The 15,626-nt window shown below is 62.7% G+C and carries 16 protein-coding genes; 11 read left to right on the forward strand and 5 right to left on the reverse strand.

Annotated elements, in window-relative coordinates:
- Positions 1–40: 40 nt before the first annotated feature.
- The 8 genes from F2P47_RS18090 to F2P47_RS04245 all read left to right on the forward strand — a co-directional run bounded on the left by F2P47_RS18090 (position 41) and on the right by F2P47_RS04245 (position 7,521).
- Positions 41–280 carry a hypothetical protein gene (locus F2P47_RS18090; RefSeq protein WP_152214916.1) on the forward strand — a complete coding sequence of 80 codons (240 nt, stop codon included), beginning with the start codon at positions 41–43 and terminating at the stop codon, positions 278–280.
- An 82-nt stretch (positions 281–362) separates the two neighbouring features.
- Complete coding sequence (locus tag F2P47_RS04215; RefSeq protein ID WP_152214917.1) at positions 363–2,153, forward strand: ABC-F family ATP-binding cassette domain-containing protein; 1,791 nt, start codon at positions 363–365, stop codon at positions 2,151–2,153.
- Between the two features lie 90 nt (positions 2,154–2,243).
- Positions 2,244–3,281 (forward strand): ABC transporter substrate-binding protein, encoded by a 1,038-nt coding sequence (locus F2P47_RS04220; RefSeq protein ID WP_152214918.1) that lies wholly within the window; start codon positions 2,244–2,246, stop codon positions 3,279–3,281.
- On the forward strand, positions 3,278–4,039 hold the full coding sequence (locus F2P47_RS04225) for an ABC transporter ATP-binding protein (RefSeq protein ID WP_152214919.1): 762 nt from the start codon (positions 3,278–3,280) through the stop codon (positions 4,037–4,039). Before F2P47_RS04220 ends, F2P47_RS04225 begins: the two co-directional genes overlap by 4 nt.
- Positions 4,036–4,830, forward strand: a complete 795-nt coding sequence (locus F2P47_RS04230) for an ABC transporter permease (protein WP_152214920.1) — start codon at positions 4,036–4,038, stop codon at positions 4,828–4,830. The genes F2P47_RS04225 and F2P47_RS04230 overlap by 4 nt, the downstream gene beginning before the upstream one ends.
- A gap of 176 nt (positions 4,831–5,006) precedes the next feature.
- Positions 5,007–5,345, forward strand: a complete 339-nt coding sequence (locus F2P47_RS04235) for a DUF2849 domain-containing protein (RefSeq protein WP_152214921.1) — start codon at positions 5,007–5,009, stop codon at positions 5,343–5,345.
- Positions 5,346–5,363: 18 nt separating this feature from the next.
- Positions 5,364–7,022 carry a nitrite/sulfite reductase gene (locus F2P47_RS04240; RefSeq protein WP_152214922.1) on the forward strand — a complete coding sequence of 553 codons (1,659 nt, stop codon included), beginning with the start codon at positions 5,364–5,366 and terminating at the stop codon, positions 7,020–7,022.
- Positions 7,009–7,521, forward strand: coding sequence for a DUF934 domain-containing protein (locus F2P47_RS04245; protein ID WP_152214923.1), 513 nt, complete (start codon positions 7,009–7,011; stop codon positions 7,519–7,521). Before F2P47_RS04240 ends, F2P47_RS04245 begins: the two co-directional genes overlap by 14 nt.
- On the opposite strand, the gene F2P47_RS04250 is transcribed toward F2P47_RS04245, so the two are convergent.
- From F2P47_RS04250 to F2P47_RS04260, 3 genes are all read right to left on the reverse strand, one after another.
- Complete coding sequence (locus F2P47_RS04250; protein ID WP_152214924.1) at positions 7,518–8,300, reverse strand: hypothetical protein; 783 nt, start codon at positions 8,298–8,300, stop codon at positions 7,518–7,520. The two genes, F2P47_RS04245 and F2P47_RS04250, sit on opposite strands and share 4 nt — an antisense overlap.
- Before the next feature lie 150 nt (positions 8,301–8,450).
- The gene (gene phaP / locus F2P47_RS04255; protein ID WP_152214925.1) at positions 8,451–8,822 is read right to left on the reverse strand and encodes a phasin family protein; all 372 of its coding nucleotides are present in this window, start codon (positions 8,820–8,822) and stop codon (positions 8,451–8,453) included.
- Positions 8,823–8,981: 159 nt separating this feature from the next.
- A complete protein-coding gene (locus F2P47_RS04260) occupies positions 8,982–10,265 on the reverse strand; it encodes a D-amino acid dehydrogenase (RefSeq protein WP_185680940.1) in 1,284 nt (427 codons plus the stop codon).
- Positions 10,266–10,375: 110 nt separating this feature from the next.
- Between F2P47_RS04260 and F2P47_RS04265 the strand changes: the two genes are divergently transcribed.
- Positions 10,376–11,698: an aminotransferase family protein gene (locus F2P47_RS04265; RefSeq protein ID WP_185680941.1), complete on the forward strand. Its 1,323-nt coding sequence runs from the start codon at positions 10,376–10,378 to the stop codon at positions 11,696–11,698.
- A 2-nt stretch (positions 11,699–11,700) separates the two neighbouring features.
- Here the strand turns inward: F2P47_RS04265 and F2P47_RS04270 are convergent, their stop codons facing one another.
- A complete protein-coding gene (locus tag F2P47_RS04270; RefSeq protein ID WP_152214928.1) occupies positions 11,701–13,314 on the reverse strand; it encodes a peptide chain release factor 3 in 1,614 nt (537 codons plus the stop codon).
- Between the two features lie 150 nt (positions 13,315–13,464).
- On the opposite strand from F2P47_RS04270, the gene F2P47_RS04275 reads away from it, so the two are divergent.
- Positions 13,465–13,683 carry a hypothetical protein gene (locus F2P47_RS04275; RefSeq protein WP_152214929.1) on the forward strand — a complete coding sequence of 73 codons (219 nt, stop codon included), beginning with the start codon at positions 13,465–13,467 and terminating at the stop codon, positions 13,681–13,683.
- A gap of 3 nt (positions 13,684–13,686) precedes the next feature.
- Here F2P47_RS04275 and F2P47_RS04280 read toward each other — a convergent pair whose 3' ends face one another.
- A complete protein-coding gene (locus F2P47_RS04280) occupies positions 13,687–14,028 on the reverse strand; it encodes a DUF1491 family protein (RefSeq protein WP_152214930.1) in 342 nt (113 codons plus the stop codon).
- Between the two features lie 229 nt (positions 14,029–14,257).
- Between F2P47_RS04280 and F2P47_RS04285 the strand changes: the two genes are divergently transcribed.
- On the forward strand, positions 14,258–15,340 hold the full coding sequence (locus tag F2P47_RS04285; protein ID WP_152214931.1) for a hypothetical protein: 1,083 nt from the start codon (positions 14,258–14,260) through the stop codon (positions 15,338–15,340).
- The last annotated feature ends 286 nt before the right edge of the window (positions 15,341–15,626 follow it).

The following is a 15,626-nucleotide window of genomic DNA, read 5'->3' on the forward strand; positions in this document are numbered from 1 at the left end:
TACGGCCTCGACTGGATCGCCACCGTGCCCCCCCCCCACGGTGAAGCTCGCGACCAGGAGCTTCGGCGAAGAAAATGTCGGCATCTATTTCGGCTGGATCAGCGCCGCTCATCAGCGCGGGGCGGCCTCCGCCGCATGGATCGCGGGCCTCATCCGCGTCGATCTGGGCGACTATTTTCTGGCCTTCACGCTCGCGGGGTGCCTCTGCATCATCGCTTCGGTCATGGTGCTTTTCATCGGCCGGGGCACGAAGCTGCAGCCAGTTCCCGTCGTGGCCTGATCGGCTCCCCCAAGCCAGACATTGCCTCGCCCGCTCCGATGCGCCATATAGCCGGTGCCCACATATCACCGGACATTGAACCTTGGCCCCGCCCCTTCTCGCCCTTCGCGATATCCGCATTGCCTTTGCCGATCAGGTCCTGATCGACGGCGCTGGCTTTGCCATCGGCCCCGGCGACCGGCTCTGCCTCGTCGGACGCAATGGCGCAGGCAAGTCGACGCTTCTGAAAGTAGCGGCGGGCCTCGTCGAGCCAGACGCAGGCGAGCGATTCCTCCAGCCCGGCACAAGGGTTGCCTATCTCGCCCAGATGCCCGATTTCGGCGGCGCGGTCACCGTCCTCGATTATGCGACCGCTGGCGGCGCCGAGCCCCATGAGGCCGAGGCCGTTCTCCACGAACTGGGCCTCGACCCCTCGAAGCCGACCGCGACGCTTTCCGGCGGCGAAGGCCGCAAGGCGGCGCTTGCCCGGGTGCTTGCCGACGAGCCGGATATTCTCCTGCTCGACGAACCGACGAACCATCTCGACCTCCCCTCCATCGAGTGGCTGGAGGAACGCCTCTCGCAGTTCCGCGGCGCCTATATCCTCATCAGCCATGACCGCGCCTTCCTGAAGCGGCTTGCCACCAACTGCCTCTGGGTCGATCGCGGCACCATCCGCCGCCTCGACAAGGGCTTCGCGCAGTTCGAGGAATGGTCGGAACAGATCCTCGCCGAGGAAGAGGTCGTCGCTCACAAGCTGGACCGGCTGATCCTGCAGGAAACGCAATGGTCGCGCGAAGGCATCAGTGCGCGGCGCAAGCGTAATCAGGGCCGCCTCCGCCGTCTCTACTCGCTGCGTCAGGAGCGCGCGCAAAGCATCGCGCGCGCGGGCAAGGCCGCGCTCGCGGTCGAAACAGGCCAATCCTCCGGCACGCTCGTCATTGAAGCCGATCACATTTCCAAGAGCTTCGGCGACCGCGTTATCGTTCGCGATTTTTCGACCCGCATCGTGCGCGGCGACAAGATCGGCGTCATCGGTCCCAATGGCGCAGGCAAGACCACGCTTCTGAAAATGCTGATGGGCACGCTCCCGCCCGACAGCGGCAAGATTCGTCTGGGTACGAACCTGACGCCGATCATCGTCGATCAGTCCCGTGGCAGTCTCGATCCGGAAGCGACGCTCTGGCAGACGCTCTGCGAAGGCGGCGGCGATCAGGTCATGGTGCGCGGCCAGCCGCGCCATGTCGTATCTTATCTGAAGGATTTTCTCTTCCGCGAAAGTCAGGCCCGCCAGCCGGTGAAGGCCTTGTCGGGCGGCGAGCAATGCCGCCTGCTGCTCGCCCGCGCCCTCGCCAGGCCCTCGAACCTGCTCGTTCTCGACGAGCCGACCAACGATCTCGACATGGAGACTCTCGATCTCCTGCAGGAGATGCTCACCGACTACGAAGGCACCGTGCTCCTCGTCAGCCATGACCGCGACTTCCTCGATCGCGTCGTCGCCTCGGTGATCGTCGTGGATGGCACCGGCGAGGTAGAGGAATATCCCGGCGGCTATTCCGACTGGCTGAACCGCCAGCGCGAACAGGCTTCCGCGAAGCAGACGGCAAAATCCGCGAACTCAGCCGAATCCGCTCCCGCCGCTCCGCGCGTCGCGACCAAGCTCAGCTACAAGGAAAACCGGCTCCTCGAAGAACTCGGCTCCAAAATGCCGAAACTTCAGGCCGAGATTGCGAAGCTCGAAGCCGAACTCGCCGACCCCGATCTCTATTCCCGCGACCCGAAAGCCTTCGCCTCCAAGACCACGCGCCATGACGCGCTCCGCGCCGAACTGGCGCAGGCTGAGGAAACCTGGCTCGAACTGGAGCTGAAGCGCGAGGCGCTGTCGGGCGGCTGAAATCGGCGCGGCAGGCGGTAGCCGTCGCCTCGCGGCGCTGATACCATCCGCCCCCATTGGAACAGCCGTGTCCTCGGGGGAGGCTCCTTCATGAATCGCATTCTGCTCATCGGCGCCATAGCCGTCGCCATTCTGGCCCTTGTCGGCGTCTTCGCGCTGAAGCCCGGCGCCAAGGTCGGCGCGCCAACGCATATCGTCTTCGCCACGGACTGGAAGGCGGAAGCCGAGCATGGCGGCTTCTATCAGGCGCTCGCCAAGGGCTATTACAAGGATGCGGGCCTCGACGTCGTGATCCAGCAGGGCGGCCCCGGCGTGAACGTGCCGCAGTTGCTCGCCACCGACACCGTGCAATTCGGCATCGGCTCGAACAGCTTCATTCCCCTGAACGTCGTCGCCGCCAATGCAGGCTCGAAGGCCGTCGCGGCGATCTTCCAGAAGGACCCACAGGTCCTCATCGCCCATCCGCGCGACGATGTGAAGTCCATCGCCGACATGAAAGGCAAGCCCATCATGGTCGCCGACGCGACGGTCTCTTCCTTCTGGCCGTGGCTCAAGGCGAAGTACGGCTTCACCGACGATCAGATCCGCAAATACACATTCAACCTTGCGCCCTTCCTGACCGACGACAAGGCGATCCAGGAGGGTTACCTCTCCTCCGAGCCCTACACGATCGAGAAGGAAGGCAAGTTCAAGCCGCAGGTCTTCCTGCTCTCCGATTACGGCTATCCGGGCTACGCGGCCTTCATCATGGCGAATGAAAAGCTGATCGCGGAGCATCCGGAGATCGTGCAGAAATTCGTCGATGCCTCGATCAGGGGTTGGGTCGATTATCTCTATGGCGACCCCTCGCCGGCCAATGCGCTGATCAAGAAAGATAATGCCGAGATGACGGACGATCTCCTCGCTCATGCCATCGCGACGATCAAGGAACACGGCATCGTCGACTCCGGCGACACCGAAAAGCTCGGCATCGGCGCAATGACAGATGCGCGCTGGACGGACTTCTATGACAGCATGTCGGCGGCAGGCGTCTTCGCCAAAGACCTCGATGTCCACAAGGCCTATACGCTCGCCTTCGTGAACAAGGGCGTCGGCAATGACATGAAGAAAGAGCTGACCGGCAAGTGAGCGCTGCGCCTCTCATCGAACTTTCCGGCGTTGCCAAGACCTATGGCAGCGGCACGCTCGCGCTGACCGGCGTCGATGCGAGGATCGAGCGCGGCTCATTCCTCTCTCTGGTCGGCCCTTCGGGCTGCGGCAAGTCCACGTTGTTGCGCATGATCGCGGGGCTGATCGAGCCGAGCAGCGGCAGCATCTCCTGGCCCGCAACGGGAAACGAGCGGCCAAAGGACATTGGCTTTGTCTTTCAGGATGCGACGCTCATGCCCTGGGCGCGCGTCATCGACAATGTCTATCTGCCGCTGAAGCTCAAGGGCATCACGCGGAAAGATGCCGAGCCGCGTCTGAGGGACGCGCTCGCCCGCGTTGGCCTTTCCGATTTCGCGCAGAGCTTCCCGCGTGAACTTTCCGGCGGCATGAAGATGCGCGTCTCCATTGCCCGCGCCCTCGTCACCGAACCGCCGGTGCTGCTGATGGACGAGCCCTTCGCCGCGCTTGATGAATTCACGCGCGAGAAACTCGACGACGATCTCCTCGACCTCTGGGCGAGCCAAAAATGGACTGTCATCTTCGTCACCCACAGTGTTTATGAAAGCGTCTATCTCTCCGAGCGCGTCCTCGTCATGGGCGCGCGGCCGGGCCGCATCCTTCAGGACATCGCCATCGAAGGGCCTTTCCCGCGCCACCACGACTTCCGCGAGTCGGCGGATTTCATCGGCCAATGCGCGAAGGTCTCGGCGGCCCTGAGAGAGGGAGCAAATCCATGAACGAAAGCTCCCGCCTCCTCCGCATCCTCGTGCCGATCGCCGTTGGCATCGCGTTCCTGCTCATATGGGAAGGCTCGGTGCGCTATTTCGGCATCCGCGAGTTCCTGCTTCCCGCGCCGAGCCGCATCACCGAGAGCCTCGTCGATAATTTCGGCTCTCTCATGGGCTCGCTCTGGATCACGCTGCGCATCACCATCGCGGCCTTCTTCCTGGCCTGTGTTGGCGGCGTCGGTCTCGCGGTGCTCTTTTCCCAAAGCCGCGCCATTGAAATGGCGCTCTTCCCCTATGCCGTCATCCTCCAGGTCACGCCGGTCATCGCCATCGCGCCGCTGATCCTGATCTGGGTCGGCTTCGACCACACGCAGCTCGCCCTGCTGATCCTCGCCTGGATCGTCGCCTTTTTCCCGATCCTCTCAAACACAACCCTCGGCCTTCTCTCCGCGGACCACAATCTGCGCGACCTCTTTCGCCTTTATGGTGCGACGCGCTGGCAGATTCTGACTGAATTGCAGCTCCCCTCCGCCACGCCCTACATGCTCGCGGGCATGAAGATCTCCGGCGGCCTCGCCCTCATCGGAACCGTGGTCGCCGAATTTGCCGCCGGCTCGGGCACCTCGACCGGCCTTGCCTGGCGCATCGTGGAGGCGGGCAACCGGCTCGATATTCCGAAGATGTTTGCCGCCCTTCTGCTGCTTTCCCTGCTCGGCATCACGATCTTTTTCGGCCTCGCCTGGGTTGAACACACCCTGCTAAAGCGTTGGCATGAAAGCGCAATCAAGCGCGAGCGATAGAATCGCTCGCAGCCCCGCGCCATCATTAAAACATTTTCCATGTGTGGATTATTATTATTTACACAAAGGTTGACGCGCATTGTAAAAAATCCCATGTTACCGGCAACTCGGCATGGTCTTGAAAAGTCCAGCGCCGCTACGCCGCGAAGGCGTTCTCAGTCATCAGGGAGGCCCCTTTGGCCCAGCACACGCGCAAAGGCGCCCAGTTTCAGGCCGTAACCGCCAATCGCCTCGCGGACGGCGTCGTCGTCTATCTGACCGCCAAAAACGGCTGGTCTGAATCGCTGCAGCACGCCGAAGTCGCCGAGGGCAAGGAAGCCGGAGAGGCGCTCCTCGCCCGGGGCCAGCATTTCTTCGAGCCCGGCAATCTGGTGATCGACGTCTATCTCTTCGAAGTCGAAATGACCGACAAGGGCATCCGCGCATCGAGCGTGCGCGAAACCATCCGCCAGGCCGGCCCCACGGTGCGCCGCGACCTTGGCAAGCAGGCGGAACTCGAAGGCGTTCACGAGTAAGAGCGCAAGGAAGAATACATGTATCGGTACGATGAATTCGACCACCGTCTGGTGACGGAGCGCGTCGAGCAGTTTCGCGGTCAGGTCGCGCGCCGTCTTTCGGGCGAATTGTCGGAAGACGAATTCAAACCGCTACGTCTGATGAACGGCGTCTACCTTCAGCTCCACGCCTATATGCTCCGCATCGCAGTGCCTTATGGCACGCTTTCCGCGCGCCAGCTCCACAAGCTCGCCGACATCGCGCGCAAGTATGACAAGGGCTATGGCCACTTCACGACGCGCCAGAACCTTCAGTTGAACTGGCCCGCGTTGAAGGACATCCCCGCCCTTCTCGACGAGCTCGCCTCGGTCGAGATGCATTGCATCCAGACTTCGGGCAATTGCATCCGCAATGTGACCTCCGATCACTATGCGGGCGCGGCTACCGACGAAGTCGAGGATCCGCGCATCATCAGCGAGATCATCCGCCAGTGGTCGACCTTCCACCCGGAATTCTCGTTCCTGCCGCGCAAGTTCAAGATCGCCGTCTGCGCAACGAAGAACGACCGCGCCGCGATCAAGGTGCATGACATCGGCATTCAGATCCTGAAAAACGCCGCTGGCGAAATCGGCTATGAAGTCTGGGTCGGCGGCGGCCTCGGCCGCACGCCCATCATCGGCAAGAAGATCGGCGATTTCATTCGCCGCGAGGATTTGCTCGCCTATCTCGAAGCGACGCTGCGCGTCTACAACATGCAGGGCCGCCGCGACAACGCCTACAAGGCGCGCATCAAGATCCTCGTGCATGAGATCGGCGCCGACGAGATGAAGAAGCTCGTCGAGGAAGAGTTCGCAGCCGTGAAGACGCGCGGCGCACTGCAGCTTCCCGATGAGGAAGTCGAGCGCATCAGGGCCTATTTTGCCCCGCCCGCCTTCGAGCCGCTTTCCGACGCGACGCCGGAACTCGACGCCGCGATCGCTCGCGAACCCGACTTTGCCAATTGGGTGAAGTCGAATGTCCAGCCGCACCGCGTGCCGGGCTACGCCATCGTCAATGTGTCGCTGAAGCCCATTGGCAAGCCGCCGGGGGATGCGACCTCCGACCAGATGGATGCCGTCGCCGACATCGCCGAGAAATATGCCTTCTCGGAAATCCGCGTCGCGCATGAGCAGAATCTCTGCCTCGCCCATGTGCGCAAGCGGGATCTCCATGCGGTGTGGCAGGCGCTCAAAGCCGCCGATCTGGCGACCGCCAATGTCGGCCTCATCACCGATCAGATCGCCTGCCCCGGCCTCGATTATTGCAACCTCGCCAATGCGCGTTCGATCTCGGTCGCGGAGCGCATTTCCGAGCGCTTTGCCGACCTGAAGCTCCAGCATGAGATCGGCCGCCTGCACATCAACACGTCAGGCTGCATCAATGCATGCGGCCACCACCATGTCGGCCATATCGGCATTCTCGGCGTCGACAAGAAGGGCGTCGAATATTACCAGGTGACACTTGGCGGCGCGGCGGACGAAACCGCCGCCGTTGGCGACATCGTCGGCCCGGCCTTCACCGAAGCCGAAATCGTCGATGCGGTCGACACCATCGTCAAAACCTATCTCGATATCCGCAAGGACGGCGAAATCTTTCTCGACACCTATCGCCGCGTCGGCGTCCAGCCCTTCAAGGAGAAGCTCTATGCAGCTCATTAAGAATGGCAAATTCGTTCCGGACGAATGGAAGCATGTGGCTGATGACGAGGCGCTGCCGGAAGGCGCCGTCATCGTCAGCCTGCAGCGCTGGCAGAAGGAGCAGAACCTGCTGCTCTCGCGCGGTACACCTATTGGGGTGCGGCTGAAGAGCGGCGAAGAGCCGTCCCTCATCGCCGAGCACCTCGATCGCCTCGCCCTCGTCGCGCTGGAGTTCCCCGTCTATCGCAATGGCCGCGCCTTTTCCTATGCGCGTCTTCTGCGCGAGCGTTACGACTACAAGGGCGAAGTGCGCGCGGTCGGCGCCGTGCTGCGCGATCAGTTCTATTTCCTGGTGCGCTGCGGCTTCGACGCGCTCGAAGTGCGCGATGAGATCACGCCGGAAATCTTCGCGGAATCGATCGGCACTTTCACCCATCCCTACCAGCCGTCGACAGACGGGGCGGAACCGGTGATGTCCTTGCGCCAGCGTCTTGCCGCGCAGGCGCGGAAAGCCGGCTAGCTCCTGGCGGTTCCAGCCTTCAACGCATCGACAATGGCCGCATGGCGCAAGGCGCCTGCGGCCATTGTCTCGACACGCGACTCCATCTCCGACAATGCCTGCTCTACCATGCTGAGCCGATCCTCGACCGGCGCATCGAGCCGCGCATGGGCCAGCGCGACGCGATAGCCGACAAGCCGCGACGCGAGCGCGGTCACGGTTTTGTCGATCAGGACACCATTCTCGCCGATACGGGCCTGCGCCTTGGCGAATGTCTCGGGCCCTTCATAATCAATGACGGCGCGCGTGCGCTCTGAACCGAGAAGTTCATCCGCCCGCGAATGATCGGCGGCAATCACGTCGTCGCAGACCGGCTCGATCATATCCATCCGCGCGTTGTCGACCGCGATGTCGTCGCCCAGCGCATTGACGAGGGAAACCGGGCTCGCACGATGCCTGTCGGCCAAAGCCTCATAATAGGCGAGACTCGCTGGCGGAGGTGTCGTGACCTGAGACTCGATCCACTCGGTCATGGCGGTCACAGCGCCCTTGCCTGGCGCGAGGCCTCCCGTCGAGAAATCCGACGACATGGCGCGGAGGTCTCGTTCGGCGGATGTGAGCGGTAGCGAAACCTCACCCCCCTCGCCCAGATAGGTGAGTGTCTTTTCCTCGAGACGATCAAAGGCCGTCGGCGCGTCGCGGCCGAAATCGGCTTGCTGGGCGCAGGCCGTCAGCATCAGCGCCATCAGCGCCATGAGGCCCGAACCCTTCCACTTCGCCGATCGTCTGAATCCGTCCATACCGTCCCCGTCCGCCTGAGGACTGAAACTCTAGGCATCATCGGTTAGCCGCCGGTAAAGCAACCGGCCAAAAAACTAAGCCCGGCGCTCTTTCGAGCGTCGGGCCTTACGCAACAGGACTACTAAAGGAAGACGATCAGATCGCGCGAATTACGCGGCGCGAAGCTTCTCGATCGCGTCGTTGAACTTCTCGGCATAGGGGGCAACGGCTTCGCGCATGGCCGACACGGTGATCTCGTTGATCTCGCGGGCGGCGTCGATGTTGCGCTTGAAGGCGGTGCGGAGAAACTCGTTCTGAAGTTCGATGGCGGCCTTGATGTCGCCCGACTTCATCACGGCCTTCGCCGCCTCGACAGATTCTTCGAAATTGGTGCGGGTGAGTTCAGTAATGATGCCCGACGCGACTTCGATCGGGGTCTTCTTCTTGGCTGCAGCAGCCTTCGGAGCGGCTTTCGCCGACGCGGCCGTGGGCTTCGACTTTGTGGTCTTCTTGGCTTTGGGAGCCGCGGTCGTTTCCGTCATCGTCCATTCTCCTCATTGCATAAATGCCGCCTTTGGGAGGCATCTGCACAAATCCACGCCGAATTTGTGCGTTGCACAATAATTAAATTGCCCACACTCCGCCGTCAAGCATTTATTGTGCACCGCACAAAAAACTGTCGCACACTGGCTCAAGCAAGCTCAAATAAATGAAAATCTCTTTATATTGAAAGGAGTTAGGTCAAGTCTGGGCGTCTCGCCGCAGACCGCATCGGCGAGCGCCGCAGCACTTCCAGCCCCCAGCGTCCAACCTAGCGACCCGTGCCCGGTATTGAGGTAGAGGTTCCGGTATCGCCCTGCCTGCCCAATTAATGGGCTTCCATCCGAGCTCATCGGGCGCAGGCCGGTCCAGAACTGGGCCTCGCCGGCCCCCGCCGAAAGCTGCGGCAAAAGACTGAGCAATCCATCAAGCACCGATTTCGCGCGCGGCATTTCGAGCGTGGTGTCATAGCCGGACACTTCCGCCGTACCCGCCACGCGCATGCGATCCCCAAACCGGCTCACCACGATCTTGCGCGCCTCGTCGGTGAGACTGACTTTCGGCGCAACGCCTTCGCCTGCGGGCACCGTCACCGAATAGCCCTTCAGCGGATAGACCGGAATGCGCAGACCAAGCTGCCGCGCAAGCTTCGCCGAGCCAATGCCCGCCGCGAGCACGACGGCGTCGCCACCGAAAAGCCAGCCATTGGTTCTGACACCTGTGATCCTGTCGCCTTGTGTTTCGAAGCGCTCGACCTCCGCGCCGGTGACGAAACGTACGCCGAGGCGTTCCGCGCGTGCCGCCAGCTCGCGCGTGAAAACATGCGCGTCGCCGCTTCTGTCGCTCGCGCAGTAAAGCCCGCCGACAATCTCGCCGCGCTGCACGGAGGAAGCGAGCGCCGGCTCCACCTCCACGCATTCCGCCGCCGTCAGAACACGCTGTTCCAGCCCTGCCCGGCGCATCGTCTCCGCGCCATGCGCCGCCTCCTTCAGCGAGCGCTCGTAATGGAAAATCTGCATGATGCCGTCGCGCCGCTCGTCGAAGGCAAGTGGCGCACCTTCGCTCGTGAGCTTCGCCGCAATCTCATCCATGCGGGATTGCGTCAGCAGCGCCAGGCCGAGGTTCGGCAACACGCGCTCCTCCCGCGCCGAGGCGCGGCAGCGCATGAGAAAGCGCAGCAGCCATATCCATTGTTCGGGATCTGCCTTCAGCCTCAGTCTGAACGGCCCATCCGCGCGGCCCATCCATTTGAGCGCGAGCCAGGGCACTTCCGGCCCAGCCCATGGCGCGACTTCGCCCGCGCCGAGCTGACCGCCATTGGCGTAGCTCGTCTCGAGGCCCGCCCCCTCGCGCTTGTCGATGAGGATCACCTGATGGCCGCGTTCGGCGAATTCATAAGCTGTGGTGACGCCGACGATACCGGCACCAATGACGACGACTTTCAAGATCGACCTCCGGGATGAGCGCACTCTACTCCCGACATGAGGCGACATGGAAGCGCAACACGCGCTAAGGCATAATGCGCAGCCTTTTGCCCTCCGACTCAGGATTCGCCATGCACGACTCTCCCTGGCCCTTCGTTCCCGCCCGCGTCTCCATCGACCTCTCCCATGCGGAGGGTCGCACGCTCTATCTCCGCAATGGCGGATCGATTCTGGACGCCTCGGGCGGTGCCATCGTTTCGAATGTGGGTCATGGGCGGAAGGAAGTGGCGGACGCCTGCGCGGCGGCCATGGTCTCCATGTCCTACGCGGTGCCGCCCTTCTCGACGCCAGAGCGCCTGCGCCTGGTCGAGCGTCTGCGCCGCGCCTGGCTGCCGCCGCACCTGACCCGCGTCTGGCTGGCGAGCGGCGGGTCAGAAGCGGGCGACGCAGCCATCAAACTCGCCATTCAGCATTTTCAGGCCAAGGGCGAGACGAGGCGCGTCAAGATCATCGGCCGCGAGATTTCCTATCATGGCACCACCGCGCTGACGCTTGCCGTCGGCGGCCATGTCGCGCGCAAGGCGGGCTTCGAAAGCGTGATGCCGCATGTGCTCCATGTGCCGACGCCCTATGCGCTGCGCTCGCCGCTTGGCCGCAATCATCCAGACTTCGACATTGCCGCGGCCAAAGCGCTCGAAGAAACGATCCTGCGCGAAGGCCCGGAAACCATCGCTGCCTTTGTCGGCGAGCCGCTCAACGGTTCCTCCGGCGGCGCCATCGAGCCCGGCCCACGCTACTGGCCGATGGTGCAGGAAATCTGCCGCCGCCATGGCATCCTGATCGTTTCCGACGAAGTCATGGTCGGCTATGGCCGCACCGGCAAGCGCTTCGCCGCCGAGCATTACGGCCTTGAGCCCGACATCATGTTCGCAGGCAAGGGCCTTGCGGGCGGCTATGCGCCCATCGTCGGCGTCTTCGCGACCGATGCCGTCGTCGCGCCGCTCGCCGCGAAGGGCGAAGCGCTGATGTTCTACACCTATGGCGCACATCCAGGCGCCTGCGCCGCTGCCGACAAGGTGCTCGAAATCATGGAGCGCGAGGATCTCGTCGCGCGTTCGGCGACCAAGGGCGACGCTCTCGGTGCGCGCCTCGAAGCAGCACTCGGCCAGCATCCGAACGTCGCCGAAATTCGCGGGCGCGGCCTGCTGCGCGCCATCGAGATCGTAAAAGATCGCGAGACGCTGGAACGCTTCCCCGTCGAAACCGGCATGACGGGGCGCGTCGTCGCCGCCGGCCTGAAGGAAGGCGTCTTCTTCTATAGCGGCGGCACGGGCGAGATCCGCGACATCGTCTGCGTGGGCCCGGCCTTCACCGTTGAAGATGGCGAACTCGACCGCATCGCTGAGACGCTGAGGGTCGCCGTCGACAAGGCCGTCGCAAGCGCGAAGGGCTGAAGCTAGGCGGCCACCGGCGCGCGTTCGCGCGTGGCGGAGAAGCGGACATGTGGCCATTTCTCCGCCGTGTAGCCAAGTTCCCAATTGCTCTTTGCAAGGAACACCGGCGCGCCGTCGCGGTCGTCGGCCATGTTGCCACGATGCGCATCGACGAAACGCCTGAGTTCCGCCGGGTCTTCCGCCGTGACCCAGCGGGCTGTCTCGAAGGGCGAGGCTTCGAAGCTCACCTTGATCTCGTATTCAGTCTCGATGCGGGCGGCCAGAACTTCGAGCTGGAGGCGACCGACGACGCCGACGATCCAGTTCGCGCCGAGCTGTGGCTTGAAGACCTGTGTCACGCCCTCTTCCGCGAGGCTTTCGAGCGCGCGGCGCATGTGCTTGGCTTTCATCGGGTCGTCAAGGCGTACGCGCTGCAGGATTTCCGGCGCGAAGTTCGGAATGCCGGTAAAGGTCAGGTCTTCCGACTCTGTCAGCGTGTCGCCGACGCGGATCGTGCCATGGTTCGGAATGCCGATGATGTCGCCCGCATAGGCTTCATCCACGAGTTCGCGATCCTGCGCGAAGAAGAGCGTCGGATTGTGAATGCCGATGGTCTTGCCGGAACCGGAAACCTTGAGCCGCATGCCGCGCTTGAACTTGCCCGAGCAGAGCCGCATGAAGGCGATGCGGTCGCGATGGTTGGCGTCCATGTTGGCCTGCACCTTGAAAACGAAGCCCGCGACCTTGGGCTCGGTCGGCTGCACGAGCCGCACAGACGAGGGCTGCGGACGCGGCGTCGGCGCAAATTGCACGACGGCGTTCAGAAGCTCGCGCACGCCGAGCTTCCTGAGCGCGCTGCCGAAATAGACGGGCGTGAGATGGCCGGCGCGATAGGCGTCAAGATCGAAGGCGGGCGAGCCTTCGCGCGCGAGTTCCATTTCCTCGCGGAAGGCAGCGAGCTCGTCCGCGCTCATATATTTGGCGATCTCGCTTCCCGAGAGGCTCGTCGCTTCCTTGCCCTCGCTCATGCGGTCATAGGGAATGAAACGGTCGCGCTCGGGATCGAAGATGCCCTTGAGCAAGCCGCCCATGCCCGCCGACCACATCATCGGCGCGGTATCGAGCGCGAGCTTGGTCGCGATTTCATCCATCAACTCGAAGGGGCTGACGCCTTCGCGGTCGATCTTGTTGATGAAGGTGATGATCGGCACGTCGCGCAGGCGGCAGACTTCGAAGAGCTTCAGCGTCTGCGCTTCGATGCCCTTCGCCGCGTCGATGACCATGATGGCCGAGTCCGCCGCTGTCAGCGTGCGGTAGGTGTCTTCCGAGAAGTCTTCATGGCCCGGCGTGTCGAGCAGATTGCAGGTGATGCCTTCGTAGGCGAAGGTCATGACCGCCGAGGAAACCGAGATACCGCGCTCCTGCTCGATCTTCATCCAGTCCGACCGGGCGCGGCGCGAGTCGCCGCGCGCCTTCACCTGACCGGCGAGATGGATCGCGCCGCCCATAAGGAGCAGGTTTTCCGTCAGCGTCGTCTTGCCGGCGTCAGGATGGGAGATGATGGCAAAGGTCCGCCGCTTCTGGACCTCGTCCGCGATCGTGCTCAAGATGGTCTCCAGTTCCGCTTGAAGCGTCATGCCGCTCTGCGGGCCGGAACCTACTCGAAGGGACCCGATATGTCACCCGCCTGAGGGCCCCGATGCGCGACATCTTGACAGGCTGGCCTCCGGCGCCGTCCCCGGGCATTCTCCCCTCATTCGACATTCACTTATGAGAAGACAAAACCCATGACCACAGCCCGCGACATCGCCTCCCCGCATTTCGAGGCCGCCATCGCCGAAGCACGCGAAAAGCAGCTTTCCACCGACGCCGTCGCCCGCATCTTCTTTGAAGGCGTGCTCCGCGTCTGGCGCGAAACGCGAAGCCCGGAAGACATCCGCGCCGAACTCCTCGAAGCCGCCGAGCATCTCGACCCGGACGAGGACTTCATGTTCATGCGGCCCTGAGTTTCAGGCCACCGGCTCCTGAAGGAAGTGCCGCCCCGCGCGATCCTCGATTTCCACGACCCAGATGTCCGGATCGAATTTGCGCTGCCTTTCGATATAGGCATCAGCCTCTGGTTCGGGCACGGGCTCAGGCCCCGTGCCTGCCATCCAGATCAGCGAGCCATCGCCCGCGCGCGCGGGTGAATAAACCGAAGCGGAGCGGTCGAGTCTGTTCACTTTGACGAGCACGACGCCCGAATGCGCGTCACCTCGGCGCACGACCATGGCCTGCGCGCCCGCGACCTCGCAGCGACGGATCAGCGCTTTCACCCAGATTTCCGCCTTTAGTCGCGGCGCACTTTCCATATTCCATCCCTGGATCTGCGATGCATTGCACTTCGGCGACAAGTAGCCGGACTTTAGCGATCTTTCCGCTTTGCCGAAGCAGGCGACGCGCATTAGAATCCCTACCAATCCGTTAACACGTCGGGCGCCGCACCGAAACCGGACAGTCGAAAAGCTTGCCCCGACGGTGCGTCAGGCAGGTAGACGCCGAAAAGCAAAACTAACGGACTCGCTTTCAAAGGGGACTTGCATGTTGGGTTTGAAGAACCGGGTTGCGTTCATGCGGTTGAAGCGTGGCGTGACGATTGGCGCGAGTTCGATCCTTCTGGGTTTGTTGATCGCGGGCTGCACGATCATTCAGGGTGGTTCGGCCGAGAATGAAAGCAACAAGGCCGCGCCCGTAAAGGCCGCCGCCGCTGCGCCAGCATATGCAGCTGCAAGCCCTGCGGCGGAAAATGTCGCGAGCGCCGGCATCCCCATTCCCCTGCCCTCGCCGCGCCATCGCGAGTTCAAGGTTGCATCCACTTCACCGACCGCGGGCCTCAGCACCTTCAGCTTCAGCGTGCCGATCCGCCAGCTCGCGGGCGTCTATCTGAAATATGACGATGCAATCGCGCTTGCGGAAAAGAGCAAACTCAACTCGCCCAAGGAAGTGCGCCGCATACTGAAGGGTCTGCGTTTCGCCCAGCCCGATGACATGGCTGCCGGCTGGTACGCGGTACGCGCGATGACCGCGGCGCAGAACAAGATCTTCGCTCAAGGGGTGCATGACGAAGTGAGCCGCAACGGCGAGGCCAGGGTTCTCGCCGCACTCGACAACCCCGATTATGTGCGGGGCATCGCCGGCGCCGGCGCCGCAGAGGCAGATGTTGTCGCTTCCGTCAGCGCCGAGAACCAGCGCATGGCGAGCCTGCACAAGCGCCTCATGGACGTGGCCCACCAGTTCCAGCGCGAGAAATGGGGCATGATGGAGCCGCTCTCTCCCGCCCAGTATGCAGAAGCGCCGGCCCAATCCACCGCCGCGCCGTCCATGTCAACGCGCCTCGCTTCGCTTGCCCGGTCCTTCTCGCCTATCGGCGAAGCCCAGGCCGGTACGCCGACGGTGATGTCGAAGATCCTCGCACTCGGCGCGCGTCAGGTTCTCTCCGCCCCTGTGGTGAACGCCGCCACACGCGACGAAACGGCGACCTGCCTCAACTGGGCGCGTCTCAATCTCAACCAGTGTATCGCTGCAGCCCACTTCCCCTCGGAAGAGGCCTGGTGCACCGGCACCCATGGCGTCGAAGATGTGCGCGCCTGCTGGGCGTCTTCCCTGCCGGCCTCGGCGCGCTGATCCGCCGGAACACTTCAAAGCAAAGGCCTCGTGGAATATCCACGGGGCCTTTTTTCATGTCCGGCACCAAAAACGGCGACATTCCGCCATCGATAAAAATTGAAACAACTCTGCCTCGATTTTGAATCGAATTGGTGTCGAATTAGACTAAATAACAAGAAACAAAATAATCTTCATTTCAACCATCAGTAACTCAACGTCGATTTGAAGCCATTTATTATTGCATTTTACGTATCGACTTAACTGGCGCGCAGTAGATCGGGGCTAATTTCGCAGTCGAGACGCG

This window comes from Parvibaculum sedimenti, from assembly GCF_009184905.1.
GTDB classification, from domain to species: domain Bacteria; phylum Pseudomonadota; class Alphaproteobacteria; order Parvibaculales; family Parvibaculaceae; genus Parvibaculum; species Parvibaculum sedimenti.

Bases quoted from the DNA above. Each gene is read 5' to 3' on its own strand.
- F2P47_RS04220 (WP_152214918.1), top strand. From the start codon at position 2,244: ATGAATCGCATTCTGCTCATCGGCGCCATAGCCGTCGCCATTCTGGCC.
- F2P47_RS04230 (WP_152214920.1), top strand. From the start codon at position 4,036: ATGAACGAAAGCTCCCGCCTCCTCCGCATCCTCGTGCCGATCGCCGTT.
- F2P47_RS04240 (WP_152214922.1), top strand. From the start codon at position 5,364: ATGTATCGGTACGATGAATTCGACCACCGTCTGGTGACGGAGCGCGTC.
- F2P47_RS04245 (WP_152214923.1), top strand. From the start codon at position 7,009: ATGCAGCTCATTAAGAATGGCAAATTCGTTCCGGACGAATGGAAGCAT.
- F2P47_RS04250 (WP_152214924.1), bottom strand. From the start codon at position 8,300: ATGGACGGATTCAGACGATCGGCGAAGTGGAAGGGTTCGGGCCTCATG.
- phaP (WP_152214925.1), bottom strand. From the start codon at position 8,822: ATGACGGAAACGACCGCGGCTCCCAAAGCCAAGAAGACCACAAAGTCG.
- F2P47_RS04265 (WP_185680941.1), top strand. From the start codon at position 10,376: ATGCACGACTCTCCCTGGCCCTTCGTTCCCGCCCGCGTCTCCATCGAC.
- F2P47_RS04270 (WP_152214928.1), bottom strand. From the start codon at position 13,314: ATGACGCTTCAAGCGGAACTGGAGACCATCTTGAGCACGATCGCGGAC.
- F2P47_RS04275 (WP_152214929.1), top strand. From the start codon at position 13,465: ATGACCACAGCCCGCGACATCGCCTCCCCGCATTTCGAGGCCGCCATC.
- F2P47_RS04280 (WP_152214930.1), bottom strand. From the start codon at position 14,028: ATGGAAAGTGCGCCGCGACTAAAGGCGGAAATCTGGGTGAAAGCGCTG.
- F2P47_RS04285 (WP_152214931.1), top strand. From the start codon at position 14,258: ATGTTGGGTTTGAAGAACCGGGTTGCGTTCATGCGGTTGAAGCGTGGC.